Consider the following 19,625-nt stretch of genomic DNA (forward strand, 5'->3'; position numbering starts at 1 on the left):
GCGCTGCCTTGACGCTTGCCGGCCCGGCAACTAGGGAAGCGTCATCCTGCGCTTTCCGAGGCCGCCGTGACCATCGAGATCCCTGCCCATATGCATCCCAGCCGCTCTTTCCAGGGGCTGATCCTGACCTTGCACAATTACTGGGCGGACTATGGTTGCCTCATCCTGCAGCCCTACGACATGGAAGTCGGCGCCGGCACCTTCCATCCGGCCACCACCTTGCGCGCGCTTGGCCCGTTGCGCTGGAACGCCGCTTATGTCCAGCCGTCGCGCCGGCCGAAGGACGGTCGCTATGGCGAGAACCCCAACCGCCTGCAGCATTATTACCAGTACCAGGTGATCCTGAAGCCCAATCCGCCGAACCTGCAGGAGCTCTATCTCGGCTCGCTCGCGGCGATCGGCATCGATCCATTGCTGCATGACATCCGCTTCGTCGAAGACGACTGGGAAAGCCCGACGCTGGGCGCCTGGGGGCTTGGCTGGGAGTGCTGGTGCGACGGCATGGAAGTCTCGCAGTTCACCTATTTCCAGCAGGTCTGCGGCATCGAATGCGCGCCCGTGGCGGGCGAGCTGACCTACGGGCTGGAGCGCCTGGCCATGTATGTGCAAGGCGTCGACAATGTCTACGACCTGAACTTCAACGGCCGCGAGGGCGCCCAGAAGGTCACTTATGGCGATGTCTTCCTGCAGGCCGAGCAGGAATATTCGCGCCACAACTTCGAATTCGCCAACACCGCGATGCTGCTCAGGCACTTCGAGGATGCCGAGGCCGAGTGCAAGGCGCTGCTCGATGCCGGCACGCCCAAGCCGAGCGACAATCTGGCGATGCACCGCATGGTCTTTCCGGCCTACGACCAGTGCATCAAGGCAAGCCATGTCTTCAACCTGCTCGACGCGCGCGGCGTGATCTCGGTCACCGAGCGGCAAAGCTACATCCTGCGGGTGCGCAATCTGGCCAAGGCTTGCGGCGAGGCGTTTCTGAAGACGCGGGCTGGCGGGCTGGCGGCGGCTTAAGGGAAGACTACAGCTTTCCCGCTTGATTCTCTTTTTGTTCCCGCTTAGGTTGCGGTAACTTGCCAAGGGGGGAACAGGCAGCGTGGGCATTCTCAAGAATTTTTCGACAAGTACGAGCTGGGTCGTCAGGCTGCTGTGGATCGGCATCGCCGTCGACGTGATCGCCGTACTTTCAGGTCTGTCGGAGATCTGGCTGCTGAGCGATATCGAAGCCGGCACCTATGATTACGATGTCACCGCCGCGGCCAATCGGAACGACAGCCGGCAGGGGGCGATAGGCATCGTCCAGCTCGTTCTCTATCTCGCGCAGGCGATTGTCATTCTCGGCTGGATCAGACTGGCCAACAAGAACGCCAGGGCGCTTGGCGCCCGTGACATGGAGTTCACCCCCGGCTGGGCGATCGGCTGGTATTTCATCCCTATCGCCAACCTTTGGAAGCCCTATCAGGCGATGTTGGAGATTTGGCGGGCAAGCAGTGGGTCTCCCGACTGGAAATCGGCCGGAACATCCGGAACGCTTCAGGGCTGGTGGGCCGCCTGGCTGGTGGCCAACGCGCTCGGCCGGGTCTCCTTCAGGCTCTCCATGAAAGCGCGGGAAATTCCGGAACTGAAGAACGCCTCGATTGCGACTGCCGTCTCCGATGTCGCCAGCGTTGTGCTGAGCCTGCTTTTCCTGGAAGTCGTGAAGGAGATTTATCGGCGGCAAACCGCCTGGCCCGCCGCCGCTCCCGCAATGCCTCAGGACAGCGCCGGCTTGCCTGAAACAGCATAGGTCACCGCAGCCAGGATATTCTGGCCGCTCGAGCCATCGATCGTGCGCATGGCCTGCCTCACCCCCGGCATCGTGATCACGCCGTGCATCTGGGCGGCGAAGCAGGCGCTGAGCGCCAGGATCTGCAGGGTTCTCGATGCCGTCTTCATTGTCGTTCAGCCAATAGGTCTCTGCCTGAGCGTGTGTCGCTTCAGCGCAGCGTTTGGTTCATGGGAAGTTCTGCTCCAAGGACGATCGACCTCGTTGCGTCCCGACAGCGGCTTGAAAATTCCGTGAAATCGCTTGAAGAGGCGATCCGCTAGCGGGGTGACAGCGGCCGGCCGAGTTGCTATTTCCCGCCCATTCGTTACGGCGCTGACGCGCCGGCCCTCCCCATCAAGGGGAGGGTGGGAGCCAAATCATGCCTGACCTATTGCTAGAACTTCGCTCGGAAGAGATTCCCGCCCGCATGCAGCGCAAGGCTGCGGGCGACCTCAGGAAGATGCTGACCGACGGTCTGGTCGAGGCGGGCCTGACCTATGAAGCGGCGCGCGAATACTGGACGCCGCGGCGCCTGGCGCTCGACATCCGCGGGCTGACGGCGCGCTCCAAGGACATCCGCGAGGAGATCAAGGGTCCCTCGACCACGGCGCCCGAGCAGGCGGTGCAGGGTTTCCTGCGCAAGGCCGGGCTTTCGTCGATCGCCGAGGCGCATGTCCATTCCGACCCGAAGAAGGGCGACTTCTACGTCGCCCATATCGCGAAGCCGGGCAGGGCGGCCGAGGAGATCATCGCCGAACTGGTGCCGGGCATCATTCGCGCCTTCCCCTGGCCGAAATCGATGCGCTGGGGGCCGGCCTCGGCAAAACCCGGCTCGCTGCGCTGGGTGCGGCCGCTGCAGTCGATCGTCTGCACTTTTGGCCCGGAGACCGAGGAGCCGGTGGTGGTCGATTTCGAGATCGACGGCATCCGCGCCGGCAACGTCACCTATGGCCACCGCTTCCACGCGCCGGGCGCCATCACCGTGCGCCGCTTCGACGACTATGTGTCGAAGCTCGAGGCGGCCAAGGTCGTGCTCGACGCCGACCGGCGCAAGGAAATCATCCTGGCCGATGCCCGCAACATCGCCTTCGCCAACGGCCTCGACCTGGTCGAGGACGAGGGCCTGCTGGAGGAAGTCTCCGGCCTGGTCGAATGGCCGGTCGTGCTGATGGGCGAGTTCGAGCAGGACTTCCTCACCATTCCGGGCGAAGTCATCCGCCTCACCATCCGCGCCAACCAGAAATGCTTCGTCACCCGGCCGCAGGGCGCGGCCGAGGACCTGTCGAACCGCTTCATCCCGGTCGCCAACATCGAGGCGAGCGACGGCGGCAAGGAGATCGCGCGCGGTAACGGCAAGGTGGTGCGCGCGCGCCTGTCCGACGCGCTTTATTTCTGGAAGACCGACCAGGGCGATCTGCCGGACCTCGGCACGCTGCAAGAGTCGGCGGCGAAGTTCGGCCTCGACCTGAAGAAGCCGCTCGACCAGCGCATGGCACGCCTCGATCATCTCAACGTCACCTTCCATGCCAAACTCGGCACGCAAGGTGCGCGTGTGGAGCGCATCAAGCAGCTGGCGCGAGGGCTTGCGCCTGTCGTCGGTGCCGATACCGCATTGGTCGCCCGCGCCGCCGTGCTCGCCAAGGCTGACCTGCAGACCGAGGTGGTTGGCGAGTTCCCCGAACTTCAGGGCGCAATGGGCCGCAAATATGCGCTGCTGCAGGGCGAGCATCCGTCGGTCGCGGCCGCCGCGGAGGAGCACTACAAGCCGCAAGGCCCGTCTGATCGCGTGCCGACCGATCCGGTCTCGGTTGCCGTCGCGCTCGCCGACAAGCTCGACACGCTGACCGGCTTCTGGGCGATCGATGAAAAGCCCACCGGCTCGAAGGATCCGTTCGCCTTGCGGCGAGCCGCGCTTGGCGTGGTCAGGATCCTCATCGAGAACCGGATTCGCCTGGCGCTGACGTCTGTTTTCGCCAAGGCCTTTGCAAACTTCAAAGGCGGCGCGGATCAGTCGTCCGACCTCCTTGCCTTCTTCCACGACCGCCTGAAGGTTTATCTCCGCGACCAGGGCGCCCGGCACGATCTGATCGACGCAGTCATCACGCCGCAGTCCGACGACCTGCTGCAGATCGTGCGCCGCGTCGAGGCGCTCGGTTCCTTGCTCGACACCGAAGAGGGCAGGAACCTGCTTGCAGGCACCAAGCGCGCCGCCAACATCCTGGCCGCCGAGGAGAAGAAGAAAACACTGGTCGCCGAGACTGTTGAGCCGGCGCTGTTCCGAGAGGAAACGGAAAAGAAGCTCAATGCCGCGGTGAATCAGGCCGAGAAGGAAGCCGGCCAAGCGATTCAAAACGAAGATTTTTCGGCTGCCATGCTGGCGCTTAGCGTGTTGCGCGAACCGGTTGATTCATTCTTTGAGGGCGTTCTCGTGAATGATGAGGATCAGGCCGTGCGCGCCAACCGTCTGGCGCTGCTTGCCCGCATCCGGACCGCCACCGATCAGGTCGCGGATTTTTCAAAAATCGTCGGCTGATAGCGCGAAAATCGCGCCTTCCAACTTGCCCGCATCCGCTAGGGTGCGGGCATTCCTCGACAATTCGGCGCACGAAATTTAATGCGCCGGAGCCGGCTTACAGTCATATGACGATGACCTCCGCATGGGACAACCGATGCATGTCGCCCGGAAGTGTGCAGCGGTTCCGGGACCACGACATGCATCAGACAAAAGACGTTCCCCAACCACGAAGGCATGCCATGAATTCCGTTGACGATATCGACCTGATTGAAGAGACCCCGGCCGCCGCCGAGGCCATCGAATCCGCTTCCGAAAACCTGCTCGACCACGCTGCCGCCGCGGCGGTCGAATCCGCCGAGCCATCCGAAGACGATGAGGAAGAAGGCGACGACGAGGAGGCCACTGCCTCGGCCGACGACGAGGATGAAGACGACGACGAAGACGGCGAAGACGACGATGCCGACGAAGAAGCCAAAGCCTCGGGCGACGATGAGTCCGACGACGAGGATGAAGATGGCGACGACGATGAAGACGACGCCGATAAGTCCGACGATGACGACAAGGAAGAAGCGGCCTGAGCCGTCTCCTCTCGTCTGAAATGAGGGGCGGCGCGTTATGCGTCGCCCCTTTTCGTCAGGCTTGCCCTGTCACTCTTCGAGAGTGACCTCGTCAATCTTCCAGGAAGATTGACCCGTCAATCTTCCACTATGCTGACCCGCACGCTGTCCGGATAGACGTCGACCTCGATCAACGGCTCGCCATTGACGATGGCCCGCCTTGTGGCGCTGCTCATGGCGCCGCCACGTTCCAGCATGCGCTGCAGGTCGGCGCGCGAACCATCGCTGCGGAACCAGGAATCGCCCTGGTCGTCGCTGTCGCGCCGGTGGAACTTGTGCCAGTTGGCGCGATCCTGCCGCACCATCTGCGCCGCGCTGCTCAGCGGATAGCCGTCGCTGGCGCGATGATCGCGATCGGAAATGCGCGCCGTGTAAGAGCCGAGCATGTCGTCGGCCCGCGCCGTGCCCGCGCTCAGCGCTATTGCCGCCATCAACCCGGCAACGGCCATTGCTTTCGAGACAGTCATGAAATCCCCCTTCTTTTTGAAACGCCAACCCATCGTGCCATATCCCGATGACGGAGATCGGACCGGCAATTCCGTTCGGAATTGCGTCCCGACAAACTGCGCCTAGCACATCGAGGCGGTGTGCAGTGTGATCTACATTGCCTTGCCGACGCGCGGCAGCGGCTGCGCATTTGGAGGCTGCGCGTTGGCCGTCGCGGCGGGCTGGTTGCCGGTTTTGCCGTTCGAAGCGGACGCGGTGCCGTTCGCGGGCGTCGCCGTCGAAGTGCCGTTTGCCGGCGCCGTGGCCGCGGGTGTGGTTGTCGGTGTTGCGGGTTTGGCCGACGCGGTCGCCGCCGGCGTCGAGAAGGCGCCGCCGACAATGCCGCCCCGGATGATCATCGGGGCCTGCTGGTGCCTGGACTCCTCGGGAATTGCCGCGACCTTTTCGTCGGTGACGGCGGGCACGGGATCGCCCAGCGCTATCATCGACGGCGTCGAGGCCGCGGACAGCTTGGTTGCCTCGATCGCATTTAGCCTGACGACGGAAGGCGTCGAGGTCGAGGGTCCGACAACGACGATCGACGAAGCCTGTGCCGCGCCGCTCATCGCCAAAAGGCTGATACCGAACGCTCCGAGCAAACGCATCACAAAAACTCCCCAGCCCGCAACCAACTCAAGCCCGCACCTTAGAGCCGGCACATTGAAGCCGGCTTGCGCGGAAACTTAACATTTTAGGGATTGATAAATCGCCAATGCCCGCACTTGCCCGATGCAAGCGGCCGTATTACGGGACCGGCATGTCTAAAGCGCGTCGCGTTGAAACGGATTCAATCGACGCACTTTAGGTTTTGTTTCATGCATGTTGTTGTCCCAAAACCGCTGCACACTTTTGGGCAACATGCATCAGGACTGGTGGCGAATTTGGCTGAGATACTGGCGATCGGCGAGGCTCTGGAGCGGGCTTTGGCGTTGCTCGAAGGCGGCGACGTCGTCGCCATCCCGACCGAGACGGTTTACGGCCTGGCCGGCGATGCCACCAATGGCGTCGCCGTGGCGCGCATTTTCGAGGCCAAGGGCCGGCCGCGCTTCAACCCGCTGATCGCCCATGTCGCCGATCGCGCGATGGCGGACCGTATCGCCGGCTTCGATCCGCTTTCGGCAAGACTGGCCGAAGCCTTCTGGCCCGGCCCGCTGACCCTGGTGTTGCCGCACAGGGCGGACAGCGGCATCCATCCGCTGGTCACGGCGGGGCTGGACACGATCGCGCTGCGCATGCCGCGCGGGTTCGGCGGCGAGCTGATCGCGCGGCTCGGCCGGCCGCTCGCCGCCCCCAGCGCCAATTCCTCCGGAAGGATCAGCGGCACCACGGCAGGCGCGGTCGCGGCCGATCTCGGCGACAGGATCAGGCTGGTCGTCGATGGCGGCGCGACGCCTGTCGGGCTGGAATCGACTATTCTCAAGGTCGAGAACGGCAAGCTGCGGCTGCTGCGGCCCGGCGGCATCGGCGCCAAGGAGATTGAGGCGGTGGCTGGCGCGAAGCTGTCGCGCGGCGCTTCCGGCATTGAGGCGCCGGGAATGCTTGCCTCGCATTACGCGCCAGGCGCCGCGATGCGGCTCAATGTCGAGGACGTTGCCCAAGGCGAGGCTTTGCTTGCGTTCGGCCGCAACCGCGCAGCGGGCTGGGAGCGGGCCGTTGCGTTGCGCAATCTCTCCGAAACGGGCGACCTGCGCGAGGCGGCCAGCAACCTCTTCGCCTTCATGCAGGCGCTCGACCGTGCCGGCGCCGCCACCATCGCCGTCGAGCCCATCCCGTTCGAGGGCCTGGGCGAGGCGATCAACGACCGGCTTGCCCGCGCCGCCGCGCCGCGTGACAAGAACGGTTGAGCCTATCTCTTTGTTTTGACGCAATTCCGGACGGAAAACCGTTTCGCACTTTTCCTGGAATTGCTCTAGGGTTTGCATCATGAACGATCAGCCCTTCGATCTCGATCCCGCCGTCATCGACCGCTTCGTGGCCATCGTCGGCGACAAATATGCGCTGCGCGACCAGGCCGATATCGCGCCTTACATCACCGAGCGGCGCGGCCTTTGGCATGGCCGCACATCCCTGGTGTTGAGGCCGGGCAGCGTCGAGGAAGTGAGCCGCATCATGCGTCTTGCGACCGAGACCGGAACGCCGGTCGTGCCGCAGAGCGGCAACACCGGGCTGGTCGGCGCCCAGGTGCCGGACAAATCCGGCCACGACATCGTGCTGTCGCTGTCACGGCTGAATCGCATCCGCGAGATCGATGTCTTGTCGAATACGGTCACGGTCGAGGCCGGCGTCATCCTGCAGACGCTGCAGGAAGCGGCCGACGCCGCCGGCCGGCTGTTTCCGCTGTCACTCGCGGCCCAAGGCTCCTGTCAGATTGGCGGCAATCTGTCCTCCAATGCCGGCGGCACTGGCGTGCTTGCTTACGGCAATGCGCGCGAGCTCTGTCTCGGCGTCGAGGTCGTGCTGCCGACCGGCGAGGTGTTCGACGACCTGCGCAAATTGAAGAAGGACAATACCGGGTACGATCTGAAGAACCTCTTCGTCGGCGCCGAAGGCACGCTCGGCATCATCACCGCCGCGGTGCTTAAGCTTTTCCCGAAGCCGAAGGGCAGGGAGGTCGCCTTTGCCGGCCTGCCGTCGTCCCCGCAGGACGCGCTTTCGCTATTCACCTTGGCAATGGACCGCGCCGGCGCTTCGCTCACCGCTTTCGAGTTGATCGCCAAGAGGCCCTACGACTTCACGCTCAAGCACGGGCAAGGCATTACCCGGCCGCTGGCCGACGACTGGCCGTGGTATGTGCTGATGCAGGTCTCGTCCGGCCGTTCCGAAGAAGACGGCAAGGCGCTGATCGAGGAGATTCTTTCGGCCGGCCTGGAGCAGGGCATCGTCGGCGATGCGGTGGTGTCGGCAAGCCTTGCCCAGGGCGACGCCTTCTGGAATTTCCGCGAGACGCTGCCCGAATGCCAGAAGCCGGAGGGCGCCTCGATCAAGCACGACATCTCGGTGCCGATCGCCTCGATCCCGGAGTTCATTGAAAAGGCGGCCGGCGTGGTGGAGGGGGTCTGCCCCGGCGCGCGCGTGGTCTGCTTCGGCCACATGGGCGACGGCAATCTGCACTACAACATCTCGCGTCCCGTGGACTGGCAGGACGAGGCTTTCCTCGACCTCTACCACCCCATGAACAAGGCGGTGCACGACGTCGTGCGCTCTTTCCATGGCTCGATCTCGGCCGAGCACGGCATCGGTCAATTGAAGCGCGACGAACTGATCGCCACGGCGCCGCCGATGGCGATCGATTTGATGCGCCGGGTGAAGGCTGCCTTCGATCCGGCCGGCATCATGAATCCCGGTAAGGTTATCTGATCCTTCCCATATCTGGTGGCCGGTCGCATTCCGATAACCATCCCTGAGATCAGCAAAATTTAACCGACTTTCTTAAGCGCGCCGGTAAGAAGCGAGCGCTAATGTTTCTTCCCATAACGAGGCCGGAAAAACCGGCCCTGAGAGAACCGGAAAAACGGCCCTCAGGAATAACAGGGAAGACATCGATGAACACTGGACTGAAGCCAGTCTGGGCCGGGCGCAACATGCGTCTCGACCCGTTTCGCCTGCCGCAGATGGTGAGCTATGCCACCCGCGACGACTATGGCGATGTGACCTTCACCATCGACCAGCGCGGCGCCGTCATCCGCCGCATGCTGGAGATGAGCGGCGTGCCGGCGATCATCGCGCTGCCCCCCAATGCGTTCCGCGGCGTCGCCGCGCGTGCCATGGAGGATCCGGACGGCAACGTCACGGTGACGCTGGAACTGCTGCACAATGATCCGATGCTGTCGGTGCCGCTTCTGGTCGCCGACGACCTCGACGACGTCGCCGCCGACTGGCGCGCCTGGGCCGATGCCTATCGCCTGCCGATGCTGCTGATCGAGGCCGACGGCATTGCCCGCACACTGGAAGAATCGCTCGGCGCCGCCATCAAGGCGCTGCCGCCGCAGGAGCGCCGCAAGGGCCGCGTCTCCAATATGCGCCGCCCGCGCTTCCTTGCCCGCCGCAAGGCCGGCAATCTGGGCTTGAGGCTCGTCGTCGACGGCCAGGAGATTATTGCGCGGGAGTAGCGCGGCTTTCCTTCTCCCCTTGCGGGAGAAGGTGGATCGGCGCGAAGCGCCGAGACGGATGAGGGGTGCTCCAGCGGAGTGAGACGTCGGTGTTCCCTGGAGCACCCCTCATCCGTCGCCTTCGGCGACACCTTCTCCCACAGGGGGAGAAGGGAAGGCGCCCCGCTAAACCAGCGGCTTCAGCCATATCCACACCGACCCGCCGATCAGGCCGAGGAAGATCAGCCAGCCGACCTGGTTGTTCGACTTGAACAGTTTCAGGCATTGATCCGGATTGTTGATGTCGAGCCGGATGATCTGGCGCGCCATATGCGCGCCGGCGGCGATCAGCCCGGCCAGCGCTACCACCGGCACCTGCGCCGAAGCGAAGGCGATGGCGAAGCAGATAAGCGCGCCGCCATAGAGCCCGACCAGCCAGGTCTTGGTGTTGTCGCCGAACAGCCGCGCCGTCGAGCGCACGCCCACGATGGCGTCGTCTTCCTTGTCCTGATGTGCGTAGATCGTGTCGTAGCCGATCACCCACAGGATCGAGCCGATATAGAGCATGATGGCCGGGTCATCGATGTCGCCGAACTCGACCGCCCAGCCCATTAGCGCGCCCCAGGAGAAGGCAAGCCCCAGCACGAATTGCGGCCAGTTGGTGATGCGCTTCATGAAGGGATACACGGCCACGATCGCCAGCGAGGCGATGCCGAGCGGAATGGCGAAGCTGTTGAACTGCAACAGCACGGCAAGCCCGATGAGCGCCTGTATGATGACGAAGGTCCAGGCCTGGCGGCGCGTCACCTTGCCGGCGGGCAGCGGCCGCGAGCGGGTGCGCTCCACCTGGTTGTCGATGTCCTCGTCGGCGAGGTCGTTGTAGGTGCAGCCGGCGCCGCGCATGGCCACCGCGCCGATGAAGAAAAGCAGCAGGTACCAGGGCGCCGGAAGCAGCGTCAGCAGCGGATCGGTCGAACGCGGATAGGCGCCCGCGGCAAGTGCCGCCGACCACCAGCAGGGCCAGAGCAGCAATTGCCAGCCGATCGGCCGGTCCCAGCGCGCGAGCTGCGCATAGGGCCAGAGCCAGCGCGGCAGCACTCGATAGACCCAATGGCCGCTCGGCGCGTCGGCGACACGGCCCTGGATCGCTTTCGACTGGACGGGTTCCATCACGCTGGAGTGGCAGCAGCAAGGGGCGCCGTCAAGCGGCCGTAGTGTCGCTTAAGCAGTGAAAACATCGTGACTGGCAAACCATGCCTTGGCGATTTCGATGAAGGCCATGGCCGCCTTCGACAGGCGTTGGCGCGTGTCGTGGGTCAGGATGATGCGCTGCATTGGCAGCGGATCCGAGAGCGGTTTGCAGACCAGCGGCAGGCCGTCATAGCTGCGGTCGCCATAGGGCCTTGTATAGCTGACCGCGACGCCGAAGCCGTTGGCCACCATGGAGCGCTGCAATTCGAACGAGCTCGTCGTCGCCCGGGCGATCGGCGACAGGCCACGGCTCAGGAAAAGATCCAGCATGTGCTGCCAGCTATGCGGCTGGTCGGTGGTGATCAGCGGATACTGCGCAAGCTCCGCCAGGCTGACGGCGTGCTTGTCCGCCAGCGCATGGCCGGCCGGCAGAAGCGCGTGCGGTCGCAGCTCGTGCAGCAGAATGCGCTTGAAATGGCCTGGAAGGCCGAGATCGTAGGTGAGGCCGAGGTCGACGGCGCTGTCGGCCAAGCGCCGCCCCAGCGTGTCGAAGGTCTCGTCGCCGATGACGACCGTGACGGCCGGGCAGCGCTCGGCGAAGGTGCGCATCAGCGCCGGCGCGAAATAGGGCGCCAGGTCCTCGAAGCAGCCCAGCACCAGCTCGCCGCCGACATCGGCATCGCGTGATCCGAGCGCGGCGAGCTCATCCGCCTCGCCAAGCACCTGCCTTGCCTTGGCGACGGCCCTGCGGCCGAAGGATGTCAGCGCAACGCCGCTTCCCCGCTGGCGCACGAACAGCTTCTGGCCAAGCGCATCCTCGACATTGTCGATCGCCACCGAGATCGACGGCTGCGACACATTGAGCGCCGAGGCGGCGGCGGTCACGCTGCCATAGCGGGCCACGGCAACGACATAGCGCAACTGGGTGAGCGTCAGTCTCATAGGAAAAAACTATAAACTAGATGACAAGTTATTATTTTACGCGATGTCTGGCGCTTGCGATAGTCGGGCCACCGAACCGCGAGCAATTCCAGGAAAAGTGTGCAGCGGTTTTCCGTCCGGAATTGCGTCAAACAAAGAGAGACAGAGCGCCATGGCCAGCCCAAAGATCGATGCTTCGACGATTGCCGATTACCAGCGCGACGGCGCTGTCTGCATCCGCGGCGCCTTCAAGGACTGGGTCGATGTCATCGCCGACGGCATCGAACGCAACATTGAGAACCGCAGCGCCACCGCCTCCGACATCGCCGGCGGCAAGGGCAGCTTCTTCGACGATTACTGCAACTGGGAGCGCATCTCGGAATTCGTCAGGATCGTGCGCGAATCGCCGGCCGCCGAGCTCGCCGCCGCGGTCATGCAGTCGCGCAGCGCCCAGTTCTTCCACGATCACGTCCTGGTCAAGGAGCCCGGCACGCAGAAGCCGACGCCATGGCATCAGGACATTCCCTATTACTTCGTCGACGGCAGCCAGACGGTGAGCTTCTGGATTCCGATCGATCCGGTGAAGGAGGCGACGCTGAGGCTGATCGCCGGCTCGCACAAATGGGAAAAGATGGTGCTGCCGGTGCGCTGGCTGAACGACGCCAATTTCTATGCCGGCGAGGGCGACTATTTGCCGGTGCCCGATCCCGACAACGACCCTTCGATGAAGGTTCTGGAATGGGAGATGGAGCCGGGCGACGCCATCCTCTTCGATTTCCGCACCGCCCATGGCGCGCGCGGCAACATGACTTCGGCGCGGCGCCGCGCGCTGTCGCTGCGCTGGGTCGGCGACGACGCGCATTATGTCGAACGCCCCGGCCGCACCTCGCCGCCCTATCCGGGGCACGACATGAAGCCCGGCCAGAAACTGCGCGAGGACTGGTTCCCGGTCATCTACCAGAGCTGAACGGCCCTGCCTCGTCATCCACGGGCGGAGCGGTAGCGAAGCGGACGCGCAGACCCGAGGATCCATTCCGTTACCTTCGCCACAGCGTGCAACGGAGCAGAATTCTGCACTGCAGCGGCGCTTCCAAGTCACGGCATGGATTCTATGGTCTGCGCCGCGTCGCTTCGCTCCTTGCTCCGCCATAGAATGACGAGGTTGGGGCGGAACTGACCGAATGCGGGACCTGTCTCATCACATCTTGATCAGGCCCATGTTCCCGTGCGCAATTGCCGCCAAAATGCCAAGACGCCTTGACCCGCCGCCCGCGGACCAATAGCGGGTTCAGGGAGACGATCAGCAAGAGGTGGCCATGAATGTTCTTCTTCTCGGCTCGGGTGGCCGCGAACATGCGCTCGCCTGGAAGATGTCCGCCTCGCCGCTGCTGACGAAGCTCTATGCCTCGCCCGGCAATCCGGGCATCGGCCGTGTCGCCGAGCTGGTGAAGCTGGACGTCGCCGACCATTCCGCCGTCGCCGCCTTCTGCCAGGAAAAGAAGATCGACCTGGTCGTGGTCGGCCCGGAAGGCCCGCTGGTCGCCGGCATCGCCGATGATCTGCGCGCCTGGGGCGTCCGCGTCTTCGGTCCGTCAAAGGCCGCGGCAAGGCTCGAGGGCTCGAAGGGCTTCACCAAGGATCTCTGCGCCAAGTTCGACATCCCGACCGCCGCTTATGGCCGCTTCGGCGACCTCGCCTCGGCAAAGGCCTATGTCGGGAAGATGGGCGCGCCGATCGTCATCAAGGCCGACGGGCTCGCCGCCGGCAAGGGCGTCACCATCGCCATGACTTTGGACGAGGCGAACGCCGCGCTGGAGGCCTGTTTCGATGGCGCATTCGGCGCCGCCGGCGCTGAGGTCGTCGTCGAGGAATATCTGACCGGCGAGGAGGCGAGCTTCTTCTGCCTGTGCGACGGCGCCACCGCGCTGCCCTTCGGCACCGCGCAGGACCATAAGCGGGTCGGCGACGGCGATACCGGGCCGAACACCGGCGGCATGGGCGCCTATTCGCCGGCGCCGGTGATGACACCGGAAATGACCGAGCGCACCATGCGCGAGATCATCGAGCCGACAATGCGCGGCATGGCCGATATCGGCGCGTCCTTTGCCGGCATCCTCTTCGCCGGCTTGATGATCACCGACCAGGGCCCCAAGCTGATCGAATACAACACCCGCTTCGGCGATCCCGAATGCCAGGTGCTGATGATGCGGCTGAAGGACGACCTGCTCGTCCTGCTCAACGCCGCCGTCGACGGCCAGCTCGCGCATATGTCTATCCGCTGGAGCGACGAGACGGCGTTGACCGTGGTGATGGCGGCGCGGGGCTATCCGGGCACGCCGGAAAAGGGCTCGGTCATCCGTGGTCTCGATCAGGCGGAAGGCGAGGGCGCCCAGGTCTTCCATGCCGGCACCGCCATCAATGGCGGCGCGTTGGTCGCCAATGGCGGCCGCGTGCTCAACGTCACCGCGCTCGGCGCCACGGTCGGCGAGGCGCAAGCAAAGGCCTACGCGGCGATCGACCATATCGACTGGCCGCAAGGCTTTTATCGGCACGACATCGGCTGGCAGGCCATCGCACGCGAGAAAGCCGGCGCCTAGAGCGTTTCACGGAATCGCCGAACCGCTCTAAGTCTTTGTTTTTACGCAATTCCGGACGGAAAGCCGCTACGCACTTTTCCTGGAATTGCTCTAAGCCGCCTTGCTTCTGCCTGTCCGCGCCCAGGCCGGCAGCCAGTCGCCATGCGCGGCAAGCAGATCGTCGACCAGTGACCAGATCTGGTCGAGATCGAGCTCGGCCGCCGTATGCGGGTCCATCATCGCGGCGTGGTAGATGTGCTCGCGGTTTTCGCTCATCAGCGCCCGCACCGTCAGTTCCTGCACGTTGATGTTGGTGCGGATCAGCGCCGTCAGTTGCGGCGGCAGATCGCCGATGTAAGTGGGCTGGATACCCGAGGCATCGACCAGGCACGGCACTTCCGCGGCGCAGTCGAAAGGCAGCGCGGTGATACAGCCATTGTTGCGCACATTGCCGTAGATCACCGACGGCTCGCCGGTCCATACCGAGTTCATGATCGAGGAGGCGTATTCCCTGGATTGCTCGACTTCGATCCGCTCCGCCGAGCGGTAGGCTTCCGCCTGGCCCTTCCAGCGCTCGATCTGCTCGATGCAGCGTTTCGGGTATTCGTCGAGCGGGATGCCGTATTTCTCGATCAGGTCGCCGCGCCCGTCCTTGATGAAATAGGGCGTGTATTCGGCGAAATGCTCGGAGCTTTCGGTGACGAAATAGCCGAGCCGGGTCAGCATCTCGTAGCGCACCTTGTTCGGGCAGCGCGGGTTCCAGCCGGGCTTCGGCGCACGGCCCTCGCGATAGGCGCGCACCAGATCCGGATAGAGGTCGCGGTAGGTGCCGTCCGGCTGGCGATGCTCGAACTTGAGATAGAACGCCATGTGGTTGATGCCGGCCGAGCGGTAGCGGATCTCGTCATAGGGAAGGTCGAGGTCGTGCGCCAGCTCCATCGCCGTGCCCTGCACCGAATGGCAGAGACCCACCTGCTTGATCGTGGGATATTTCTCGGCGATCGCCCAGGTGTTGATCGCCATCGGGTTCACATATTGCAGCATGATCGCTTCGGGACAGACAGCGAGCATGTCCTCGCAGATCTTCCACAGATGCGGCACGGTTCGTAAGCCCCGCATGATGCCGCCGACGCCGAGCGTGTCGGCGATCGTCTGGCGCAGGCCGTATTTCTTAGGCACCTCGAAGTCGGTGACGGTGCAGGGCTCATAGCCGCCGATCTGGAAGGCGACGACGACGAAGTCGGCGCCTTTCAATGCCTTGCGCTGGTCGGAATAGGTCTCGGCCTTGGCCTTGACGCCCAGCGTCGCGATCAGCTTGTTGACGACGACGGCGCTTTCTTCCAGCCGCTGCGGATTGATGTCCATCAGCGCGATCGTCGCGCCCGACAGCGCCGGACGCTGCAGCACGTCGCCGACGATGTTCTTCATGAACACCGTCGAGCCGGCGCCGATGAACGTGATCCTGGGATTCCTTGCCACTGTAAGCCTCCGGCACTTTTGCTACGCCACGTCGAAGGCGGCCCTGACGAGCCGTTCGGTGTAGGCGGTCTTGGGATTGGAAAGGACCTCGTCGACAGGTCCCTGCTCGACGATCTTGCCATGCTGCATGACGATGACGCGGTGGCACAGCGCCCGCACCACCTTGAGGTCGTGCGAGATGAACAGGTAGCTCAGGCCGCGCTCGTCCTGCAGCTTGCGCAACAGGTCGATGATCTGCGCTTGCACCGAGAGGTCGAGCGCCGAAGTCGGCTCGTCGAGCAGGATGAATTCGGGCTCCAGCGCGATGGCGCGGGCGATCGCGATGCGCTGCCGCTGGCCGCCGGAGAATTCGTGCGGAAAGCGCGACAGGATGTTGCCGGGCATGCCGGCGCTGACCAGCGCCTCGCGCACGCGGTCGTTCCGCTCGCGCCGCGTCGCGCCCAACCTGTTGACGACCAATCCTTCCTCGATGATCTGGCCGATCGTCATGCGCGGATTGAGCGAGGAGAACGGGTCCTGGAAGACGATCTGCATGCGCGAGCGCAGCGGCCGCATTTCGGTGCGCGACAGGCCTTGGATCGGCTGGCCGTCGAAGCGGATCTCACCACGTTTGGCATCCTGTAACCGGAGCAGCGCCTGGCCGAATGTGGTCTTGCCGGAGCCGGATTCGCCGACCAGCCCCAGCGTTTCGTGGCGGCAAAGCTTCAGGTCGAGGTCGTCGACCGCAACCAGCTCGCGCCAGTCCGGCTTGAGGAATGACCCGTGGCGCAGCATGAAGCAGACGCGCACGCCGTTCGCCTCGAGGATGGTGCCGCTGCCCTGCGGCAGCGGCTGCGGCCGCCCGCGCGGCTCCGAGGCGAGCAGCCGCTGCGTATAGGGATGCCGCGGCTCGGCGAACAGCCGCTCGGTGACGTTGTGCTCGCACATCTCGCCATGCTGCATGACATAGACATAGTCGGAGAACTTGCGCACGACGGTGAGGTCGTGGGTGATCAGGATCACCGCCATCCGCAGCTCTTTTTGCAGGTTGCGGATCAGGTTCAGGATCTGCGCCTGCACCGTGACGTCGAGCGCCGTGGTCGGCTCGTCGGCGATCAGCACGTCCGGCTCGTTGGCCAAGGCCATGGCGATCATCACGCGTTGCCGCTGTCCGCCCGAGAGCTGGTGCGGATACTGCTTGAGCCGTGCTTCCGGCTCGGGGATCTGGACATGCCGCAGGAGCTCGAGCGCGCGCGCCCAGGCTTGCCTGCGGCTCATCTTGCGATGCACCCGGATCGCCTCGACGATCTGGCTGCCGACCGTGTAGATCGGGTTGAGCGAGCTCATCGGCTCCTGGAAGATCATCGAGATGCGGTTGCCGCGCAGCTTGCGCCGCGCGCTTTCCGCGAACTTCAGGATGTCCTGCCCGCAATAGTCGATGCTCGACCGCGGCGATACGGTCGCCCGTCGTGACAACAGCCCCATGACCGTGCGTGCCGTCACCGACTTGCCGGAGCCGGATTCGCCGACGATGGCGATCGTCTCGCCGCGATAGAGCTGGAACGAGATGTCCTTCACCGCCTCGACGGTGCCGTGCTCGACCTTGAAGGCGACCTCGATGTTGCGCGCGTCGATGATGGGTTGCTCGTGGCGGACGTCATGGTCGTACCGGACGGCCGGAGCAAAATTGTCTGCGAGCGCGATCGTCGTCATCCGGCCACCTCAATAGGGATCGACGGCATCGCGCAGGCCGTCGCCCAGCGCGTTGAAGGCAAAGACTGTGATCAGCACGAAGCCGACTGGCGACAGGATCCACGGATAGGTGCCGATGACCGAATAGGTCGCGGTGTCCTGCAGCATCAGCCCCCACGAGATCAGCGGCGGCTTCACCGCGAAGCCGAGGAAGCCGAGGAAGGATTCGAGCAGCACCACCGTCGGGATCGCCAGCGTCACCGCGACGATCACGTGGCTCATCACATTGGGGAAGATGTGCTGCATGATGATGCGCCGGTCGGTGGCGCCGACCGCCATGGCGGCGCGCACATAGTCGATCCGCGCCAGCGCCAGGGTCTTGCCGCGCACCTCGCGCGACATCTGCGCCCAGCCCAGCGCCGACATGACGATGATGACGAAGCCAAGGAAGACATTGGTCGGCGCGGTGACCGGGATCAGCGTCGTCAGCGCGAGGTAAAGCGGCAGTTGCGGGAAGGCAAGCACAAGCTCGACGAAGCGCTGCATCCAGACGTCGAACTTGCCGCCGAAATAGCCGGAGATCATGCCGATGCTGGTGCCGATGACCGTGATGATGAAGACTACCGTCAGCGCGATCATCAGCGACACACGCGAGCCGTGGATGGCGCGTGACAGCACGTCGCGGCCGAACTTGTCGGTGCCGAGGAAATGCACCGGCTGGCCGTCCATCGAGGCGAAGAAATGCCGGTTCGCCGGGATGAGGCCGAGAAGCTTGTAGGGAGCACCCTCGACGAAGAAGCCGAGCAGCCTTGGATGGTCGTAGTCGGGGCCGACGATCGGCTGGAACGTGACCGGATCGAGATCGGCCGAATCGGACAGCGCATAGACCCGCGGCCGCGCGACGAAATTGCCGTCCTTGTCGTGGAAAACAGGCACTTGCGGCGGCGCGAAGGCGACGTCAGTCGCCTTGGGGTCCATCGGCGCCAGGAATTCGGCGAACACCGCCATGACCAGCAGCAGCACCACCAGGCAAAGCCCGGCCATGCCGGTCCAGGAACGCTTCAGCCGGCGCCAGACAAGCGCGATGTAGCTCTCGTTGCCATGCGCGGGTCCGGCCACCGCGACGCCTTCGGTCGGCAAGGGCGTGAGGGATGGGGGCGGCGGTGAGGGGTCGCGGGCCAGCATCTAGCGCTCCCCGAACTGGCGAATGCGCGGGTCGAGCAGGACGAGGAGCATGTCGGCGACGATGTTGCCGACAATCAGCGTCGCCGACAGCACCATCATGAAGGTGGCCGTGACATAGACGTCGCCGACCGCCATCGAACCGACGATCGCCGGACCGACGGTCGGCAGTGCGAAGATGATCGCCGTTTCGATCTCGCCGGTCAGCATATAGGGCAGCACCACGCCCTGATACATCACCAGCGGATGCAGCGCGTTGGGCACGGCATGCCGCATGACGACGGCGCCGCCGGTCAGGCCCTTGGCCTTGGCCGTCTCGACATATTGGGCGTTGAGCGTGTCGAGCAGGTTGCCGCGCATCACGCGCATATTGTAGGCGAGGCCGCCGAAGGTCGCGATCGCCACCACCGGCCAGACATGCTTGACCAGGTCGACGAACTTCGCCCACGACCACGGCGCGCCGCCATATTGCGGCGAGAAGAACGAGCCGATCTCCGAAACGTTGAACTGGAAGACCAGGAGATAGACGATGATCAGCGCCATCAGGAAGCGCGGCACCGTCATGCCGAGGAACGAGATCGCCGAAAGTGTCGTGTCGATCCAGGAATATTGCCGCGTCGCCGCCCATATGCCGAAGGTGATGCCAAGCACCGAGGCGAGCAGGTGGCAGACCAGCGCCAGAAGCAAGGTGCGCGGCAGGCGCTCGCCCACCACATCGGCCACCGGCTTGTTGTAGTAGAGGCTGTAGCCGAAATCGCCGCGCGTGACGATGCCGCCGATCCAGTTGAGGTACTGGACGGGCAGCGGCTTATCGAGGCCGTGCTCGACACGGTAGGCCTGCGCCTGCGCGTCGGCTTCGGCGAAGGACGCGCCGCCCTGGTTGATCAACTGCGAGCGGATGTAGTCTGCATAGTCGCCGGGTGGCGCCTGGATGATGGCGAAGGTGACCAGGCTCAGGATGAGGAGGACCGGAAGCGCCGACGCTATGCGCATGAGCAGGAATCGCAGCATGGACGGTCCGCTTCCTTTTTTGACCGGTCGCTCCCTCGGGTGCGTTCGGAGGTTTCGTTTGTCCGGCCGCGCCGCGACGCG

The 19,625-nt window shown here is 64.4% G+C and carries 18 protein-coding genes; 9 read left to right on the forward strand and 9 right to left on the reverse strand.

What is annotated here, in order from left to right; translation table 11 throughout:
* Positions 1 to 90: 90 nt before the first annotated feature.
* Both AC0YKC_RS01205 and AC0YKC_RS01210 read left to right on the forward strand, forming a co-directional pair.
* Positions 91 to 1,014, forward strand: a complete 924-nt coding sequence (locus AC0YKC_RS01205; protein WP_488509614.1) for a glycine--tRNA ligase subunit alpha — start codon at positions 91 to 93, stop codon at positions 1,012 to 1,014.
* Between the two features lie 82 nt (positions 1,015 to 1,096).
* Positions 1,097 to 1,786 (forward strand): DUF4328 domain-containing protein, encoded by a 690-nt coding sequence (locus tag AC0YKC_RS01210; protein WP_488509352.1) that lies wholly within the window; start codon positions 1,097 to 1,099, stop codon positions 1,784 to 1,786.
* Here AC0YKC_RS01210 and AC0YKC_RS01215 read toward each other — a convergent pair.
* A complete protein-coding gene (locus tag AC0YKC_RS01215) occupies positions 1,753 to 1,935 on the reverse strand; it encodes a hypothetical protein (RefSeq protein WP_320294712.1) in 183 nt (60 codons plus the stop codon). The two genes, AC0YKC_RS01210 and AC0YKC_RS01215, sit on opposite strands and share 34 nt — an antisense overlap.
* 251 nt (positions 1,936 to 2,186) lie before the next feature.
* Between AC0YKC_RS01215 and glyS the strand changes: the two genes are divergently transcribed.
* The gene (gene glyS / locus AC0YKC_RS01220) at positions 2,187 to 4,340 is read left to right on the forward strand and encodes a glycine--tRNA ligase subunit beta (RefSeq protein ID WP_488509354.1); all 2,154 of its coding nucleotides are present in this window, start codon (positions 2,187 to 2,189) and stop codon (positions 4,338 to 4,340) included.
* 221 nt (positions 4,341 to 4,561) lie between these two features.
* On the forward strand, positions 4,562 to 4,900 hold the full coding sequence (locus tag AC0YKC_RS01225) for an ATPase (protein ID WP_488509356.1): 339 nt from the start codon (positions 4,562 to 4,564) through the stop codon (positions 4,898 to 4,900).
* A 116-nt stretch (positions 4,901 to 5,016) separates the two neighbouring features.
* On the opposite strand, the gene AC0YKC_RS01230 is transcribed toward AC0YKC_RS01225, so the two are convergent.
* Both AC0YKC_RS01230 and AC0YKC_RS01235 read right to left on the reverse strand, forming a co-directional pair.
* Positions 5,017 to 5,406 carry a hypothetical protein gene (locus tag AC0YKC_RS01230; RefSeq protein ID WP_320294715.1) on the reverse strand — a complete coding sequence of 130 codons (390 nt, stop codon included), beginning with the start codon at positions 5,404 to 5,406 and terminating at the stop codon, positions 5,017 to 5,019.
* Positions 5,407 to 5,538: 132 nt separating this feature from the next.
* Positions 5,539 to 6,030 (reverse strand): hypothetical protein, encoded by a 492-nt coding sequence (locus tag AC0YKC_RS01235; protein ID WP_488509358.1) that lies wholly within the window; start codon positions 6,028 to 6,030, stop codon positions 5,539 to 5,541.
* A gap of 276 nt (positions 6,031 to 6,306) precedes the next feature.
* On the opposite strand from AC0YKC_RS01235, the gene AC0YKC_RS01240 reads away from it, so the two are divergent.
* The 3 genes from AC0YKC_RS01240 to AC0YKC_RS01250 all read left to right on the forward strand — a co-directional run bounded on the left by AC0YKC_RS01240 (position 6,307) and on the right by AC0YKC_RS01250 (position 9,534).
* A complete protein-coding gene (locus AC0YKC_RS01240) occupies positions 6,307 to 7,269 on the forward strand; it encodes an L-threonylcarbamoyladenylate synthase (protein WP_488509360.1) in 963 nt (320 codons plus the stop codon).
* A 79-nt stretch (positions 7,270 to 7,348) separates the two neighbouring features.
* Positions 7,349 to 8,782, forward strand: coding sequence for an FAD-binding oxidoreductase (locus AC0YKC_RS01245; RefSeq protein WP_488509362.1), 1,434 nt, complete (start codon positions 7,349 to 7,351; stop codon positions 8,780 to 8,782).
* A 185-nt stretch (positions 8,783 to 8,967) separates the two neighbouring features.
* Positions 8,968 to 9,534, forward strand: coding sequence for a DUF6101 family protein (locus AC0YKC_RS01250; protein ID WP_488509365.1), 567 nt, complete (start codon positions 8,968 to 8,970; stop codon positions 9,532 to 9,534).
* A gap of 165 nt (positions 9,535 to 9,699) precedes the next feature.
* Here AC0YKC_RS01250 and ubiA read toward each other — a convergent pair whose 3' ends face one another.
* Together ubiA and AC0YKC_RS01260 are read right to left on the reverse strand one after the other, a co-directional pair.
* Complete coding sequence (gene ubiA / locus AC0YKC_RS01255; RefSeq protein WP_488509615.1) at positions 9,700 to 10,683, reverse strand: 4-hydroxybenzoate octaprenyltransferase; 984 nt, start codon at positions 10,681 to 10,683, stop codon at positions 9,700 to 9,702.
* 51 nt (positions 10,684 to 10,734) lie between these two features.
* The gene (locus AC0YKC_RS01260; RefSeq protein ID WP_488509368.1) at positions 10,735 to 11,646 is read right to left on the reverse strand and encodes a LysR family transcriptional regulator; all 912 of its coding nucleotides are present in this window, start codon (positions 11,644 to 11,646) and stop codon (positions 10,735 to 10,737) included.
* 151 nt (positions 11,647 to 11,797) lie between these two features.
* On the opposite strand from AC0YKC_RS01260, the gene AC0YKC_RS01265 reads away from it, so the two are divergent.
* A complete protein-coding gene (locus AC0YKC_RS01265; protein ID WP_488509370.1) occupies positions 11,798 to 12,592 on the forward strand; it encodes a phytanoyl-CoA dioxygenase family protein in 795 nt (264 codons plus the stop codon).
* A gap of 349 nt (positions 12,593 to 12,941) precedes the next feature.
* Positions 12,942 to 14,222, forward strand: coding sequence for a phosphoribosylamine--glycine ligase (gene purD, locus AC0YKC_RS01270; protein ID WP_488509372.1), 1,281 nt, complete (start codon positions 12,942 to 12,944; stop codon positions 14,220 to 14,222).
* A gap of 90 nt (positions 14,223 to 14,312) precedes the next feature.
* On the opposite strand, the gene melA is transcribed toward purD, so the two are convergent.
* Genes melA through AC0YKC_RS01290 form a run of 4 tightly spaced genes read right to left on the reverse strand, consistent with a single transcriptional unit; the run spans position 14,313 to position 19,544 of the window.
* Positions 14,313 to 15,680: an alpha-galactosidase gene (melA, locus tag AC0YKC_RS01275; protein ID WP_488509374.1), complete on the reverse strand. Its 1,368-nt coding sequence runs from the start codon at positions 15,678 to 15,680 to the stop codon at positions 14,313 to 14,315.
* A gap of 21 nt (positions 15,681 to 15,701) precedes the next feature.
* Positions 15,702 to 17,372: an ABC transporter ATP-binding protein gene (locus tag AC0YKC_RS01280; RefSeq protein ID WP_488509376.1), complete on the reverse strand. Its 1,671-nt coding sequence runs from the start codon at positions 17,370 to 17,372 to the stop codon at positions 15,702 to 15,704.
* A gap of 9 nt (positions 17,373 to 17,381) precedes the next feature.
* The gene (locus AC0YKC_RS01285; RefSeq protein ID WP_320294724.1) at positions 17,382 to 18,536 is read right to left on the reverse strand and encodes an ABC transporter permease; all 1,155 of its coding nucleotides are present in this window, start codon (positions 18,534 to 18,536) and stop codon (positions 17,382 to 17,384) included.
* A complete protein-coding gene (locus tag AC0YKC_RS01290) occupies positions 18,537 to 19,544 on the reverse strand; it encodes an ABC transporter permease (protein WP_320294725.1) in 1,008 nt (335 codons plus the stop codon). It abuts the gene before it with no gap.
* Positions 19,545 to 19,625: the final 81 nt, after the last annotated feature.

Source organism: Mesorhizobium sp. CNPSo 4661 (assembly GCF_057784215.1).

Coding starts and splice junctions, on each gene's coding strand:
- AC0YKC_RS01260 (WP_488509368.1), bottom strand. CDS start 11,646: ATGAGACTGACGCTCACCCAGTTGCGCTATGTCGTTGCCGTGGCCCGC.
- AC0YKC_RS01250 (WP_488509365.1), top strand. CDS start 8,968: ATGAACACTGGACTGAAGCCAGTCTGGGCCGGGCGCAACATGCGTCTC.
- glyS (WP_488509354.1), top strand. CDS start 2,187: ATGCCTGACCTATTGCTAGAACTTCGCTCGGAAGAGATTCCCGCCCGC.
- purD (WP_488509372.1), top strand. CDS start 12,942: ATGAATGTTCTTCTTCTCGGCTCGGGTGGCCGCGAACATGCGCTCGCC.
- AC0YKC_RS01245 (WP_488509362.1), top strand. CDS start 7,349: ATGAACGATCAGCCCTTCGATCTCGATCCCGCCGTCATCGACCGCTTC.
- AC0YKC_RS01280 (WP_488509376.1), bottom strand. CDS start 17,372: ATGACGACGATCGCGCTCGCAGACAATTTTGCTCCGGCCGTCCGGTAC.
- AC0YKC_RS01205 (WP_488509614.1), top strand. CDS start 91: ATGCATCCCAGCCGCTCTTTCCAGGGGCTGATCCTGACCTTGCACAAT.
- AC0YKC_RS01265 (WP_488509370.1), top strand. CDS start 11,798: ATGGCCAGCCCAAAGATCGATGCTTCGACGATTGCCGATTACCAGCGC.
- AC0YKC_RS01225 (WP_488509356.1), top strand. CDS start 4,562: ATGAATTCCGTTGACGATATCGACCTGATTGAAGAGACCCCGGCCGCC.
- AC0YKC_RS01215 (WP_320294712.1), bottom strand. CDS start 1,935: ATGAAGACGGCATCGAGAACCCTGCAGATCCTGGCGCTCAGCGCCTGC.
- AC0YKC_RS01290 (WP_320294725.1), bottom strand. CDS start 19,544: ATGCTGCGATTCCTGCTCATGCGCATAGCGTCGGCGCTTCCGGTCCTC.
- ubiA (WP_488509615.1), bottom strand. CDS start 10,683: ATGGAACCCGTCCAGTCGAAAGCGATCCAGGGCCGTGTCGCCGACGCG.
- AC0YKC_RS01230 (WP_320294715.1), bottom strand. CDS start 5,406: ATGACTGTCTCGAAAGCAATGGCCGTTGCCGGGTTGATGGCGGCAATA.
- AC0YKC_RS01235 (WP_488509358.1), bottom strand. CDS start 6,030: ATGCGTTTGCTCGGAGCGTTCGGTATCAGCCTTTTGGCGATGAGCGGC.
- AC0YKC_RS01285 (WP_320294724.1), bottom strand. CDS start 18,536: ATGCTGGCCCGCGACCCCTCACCGCCGCCCCCATCCCTCACGCCCTTG.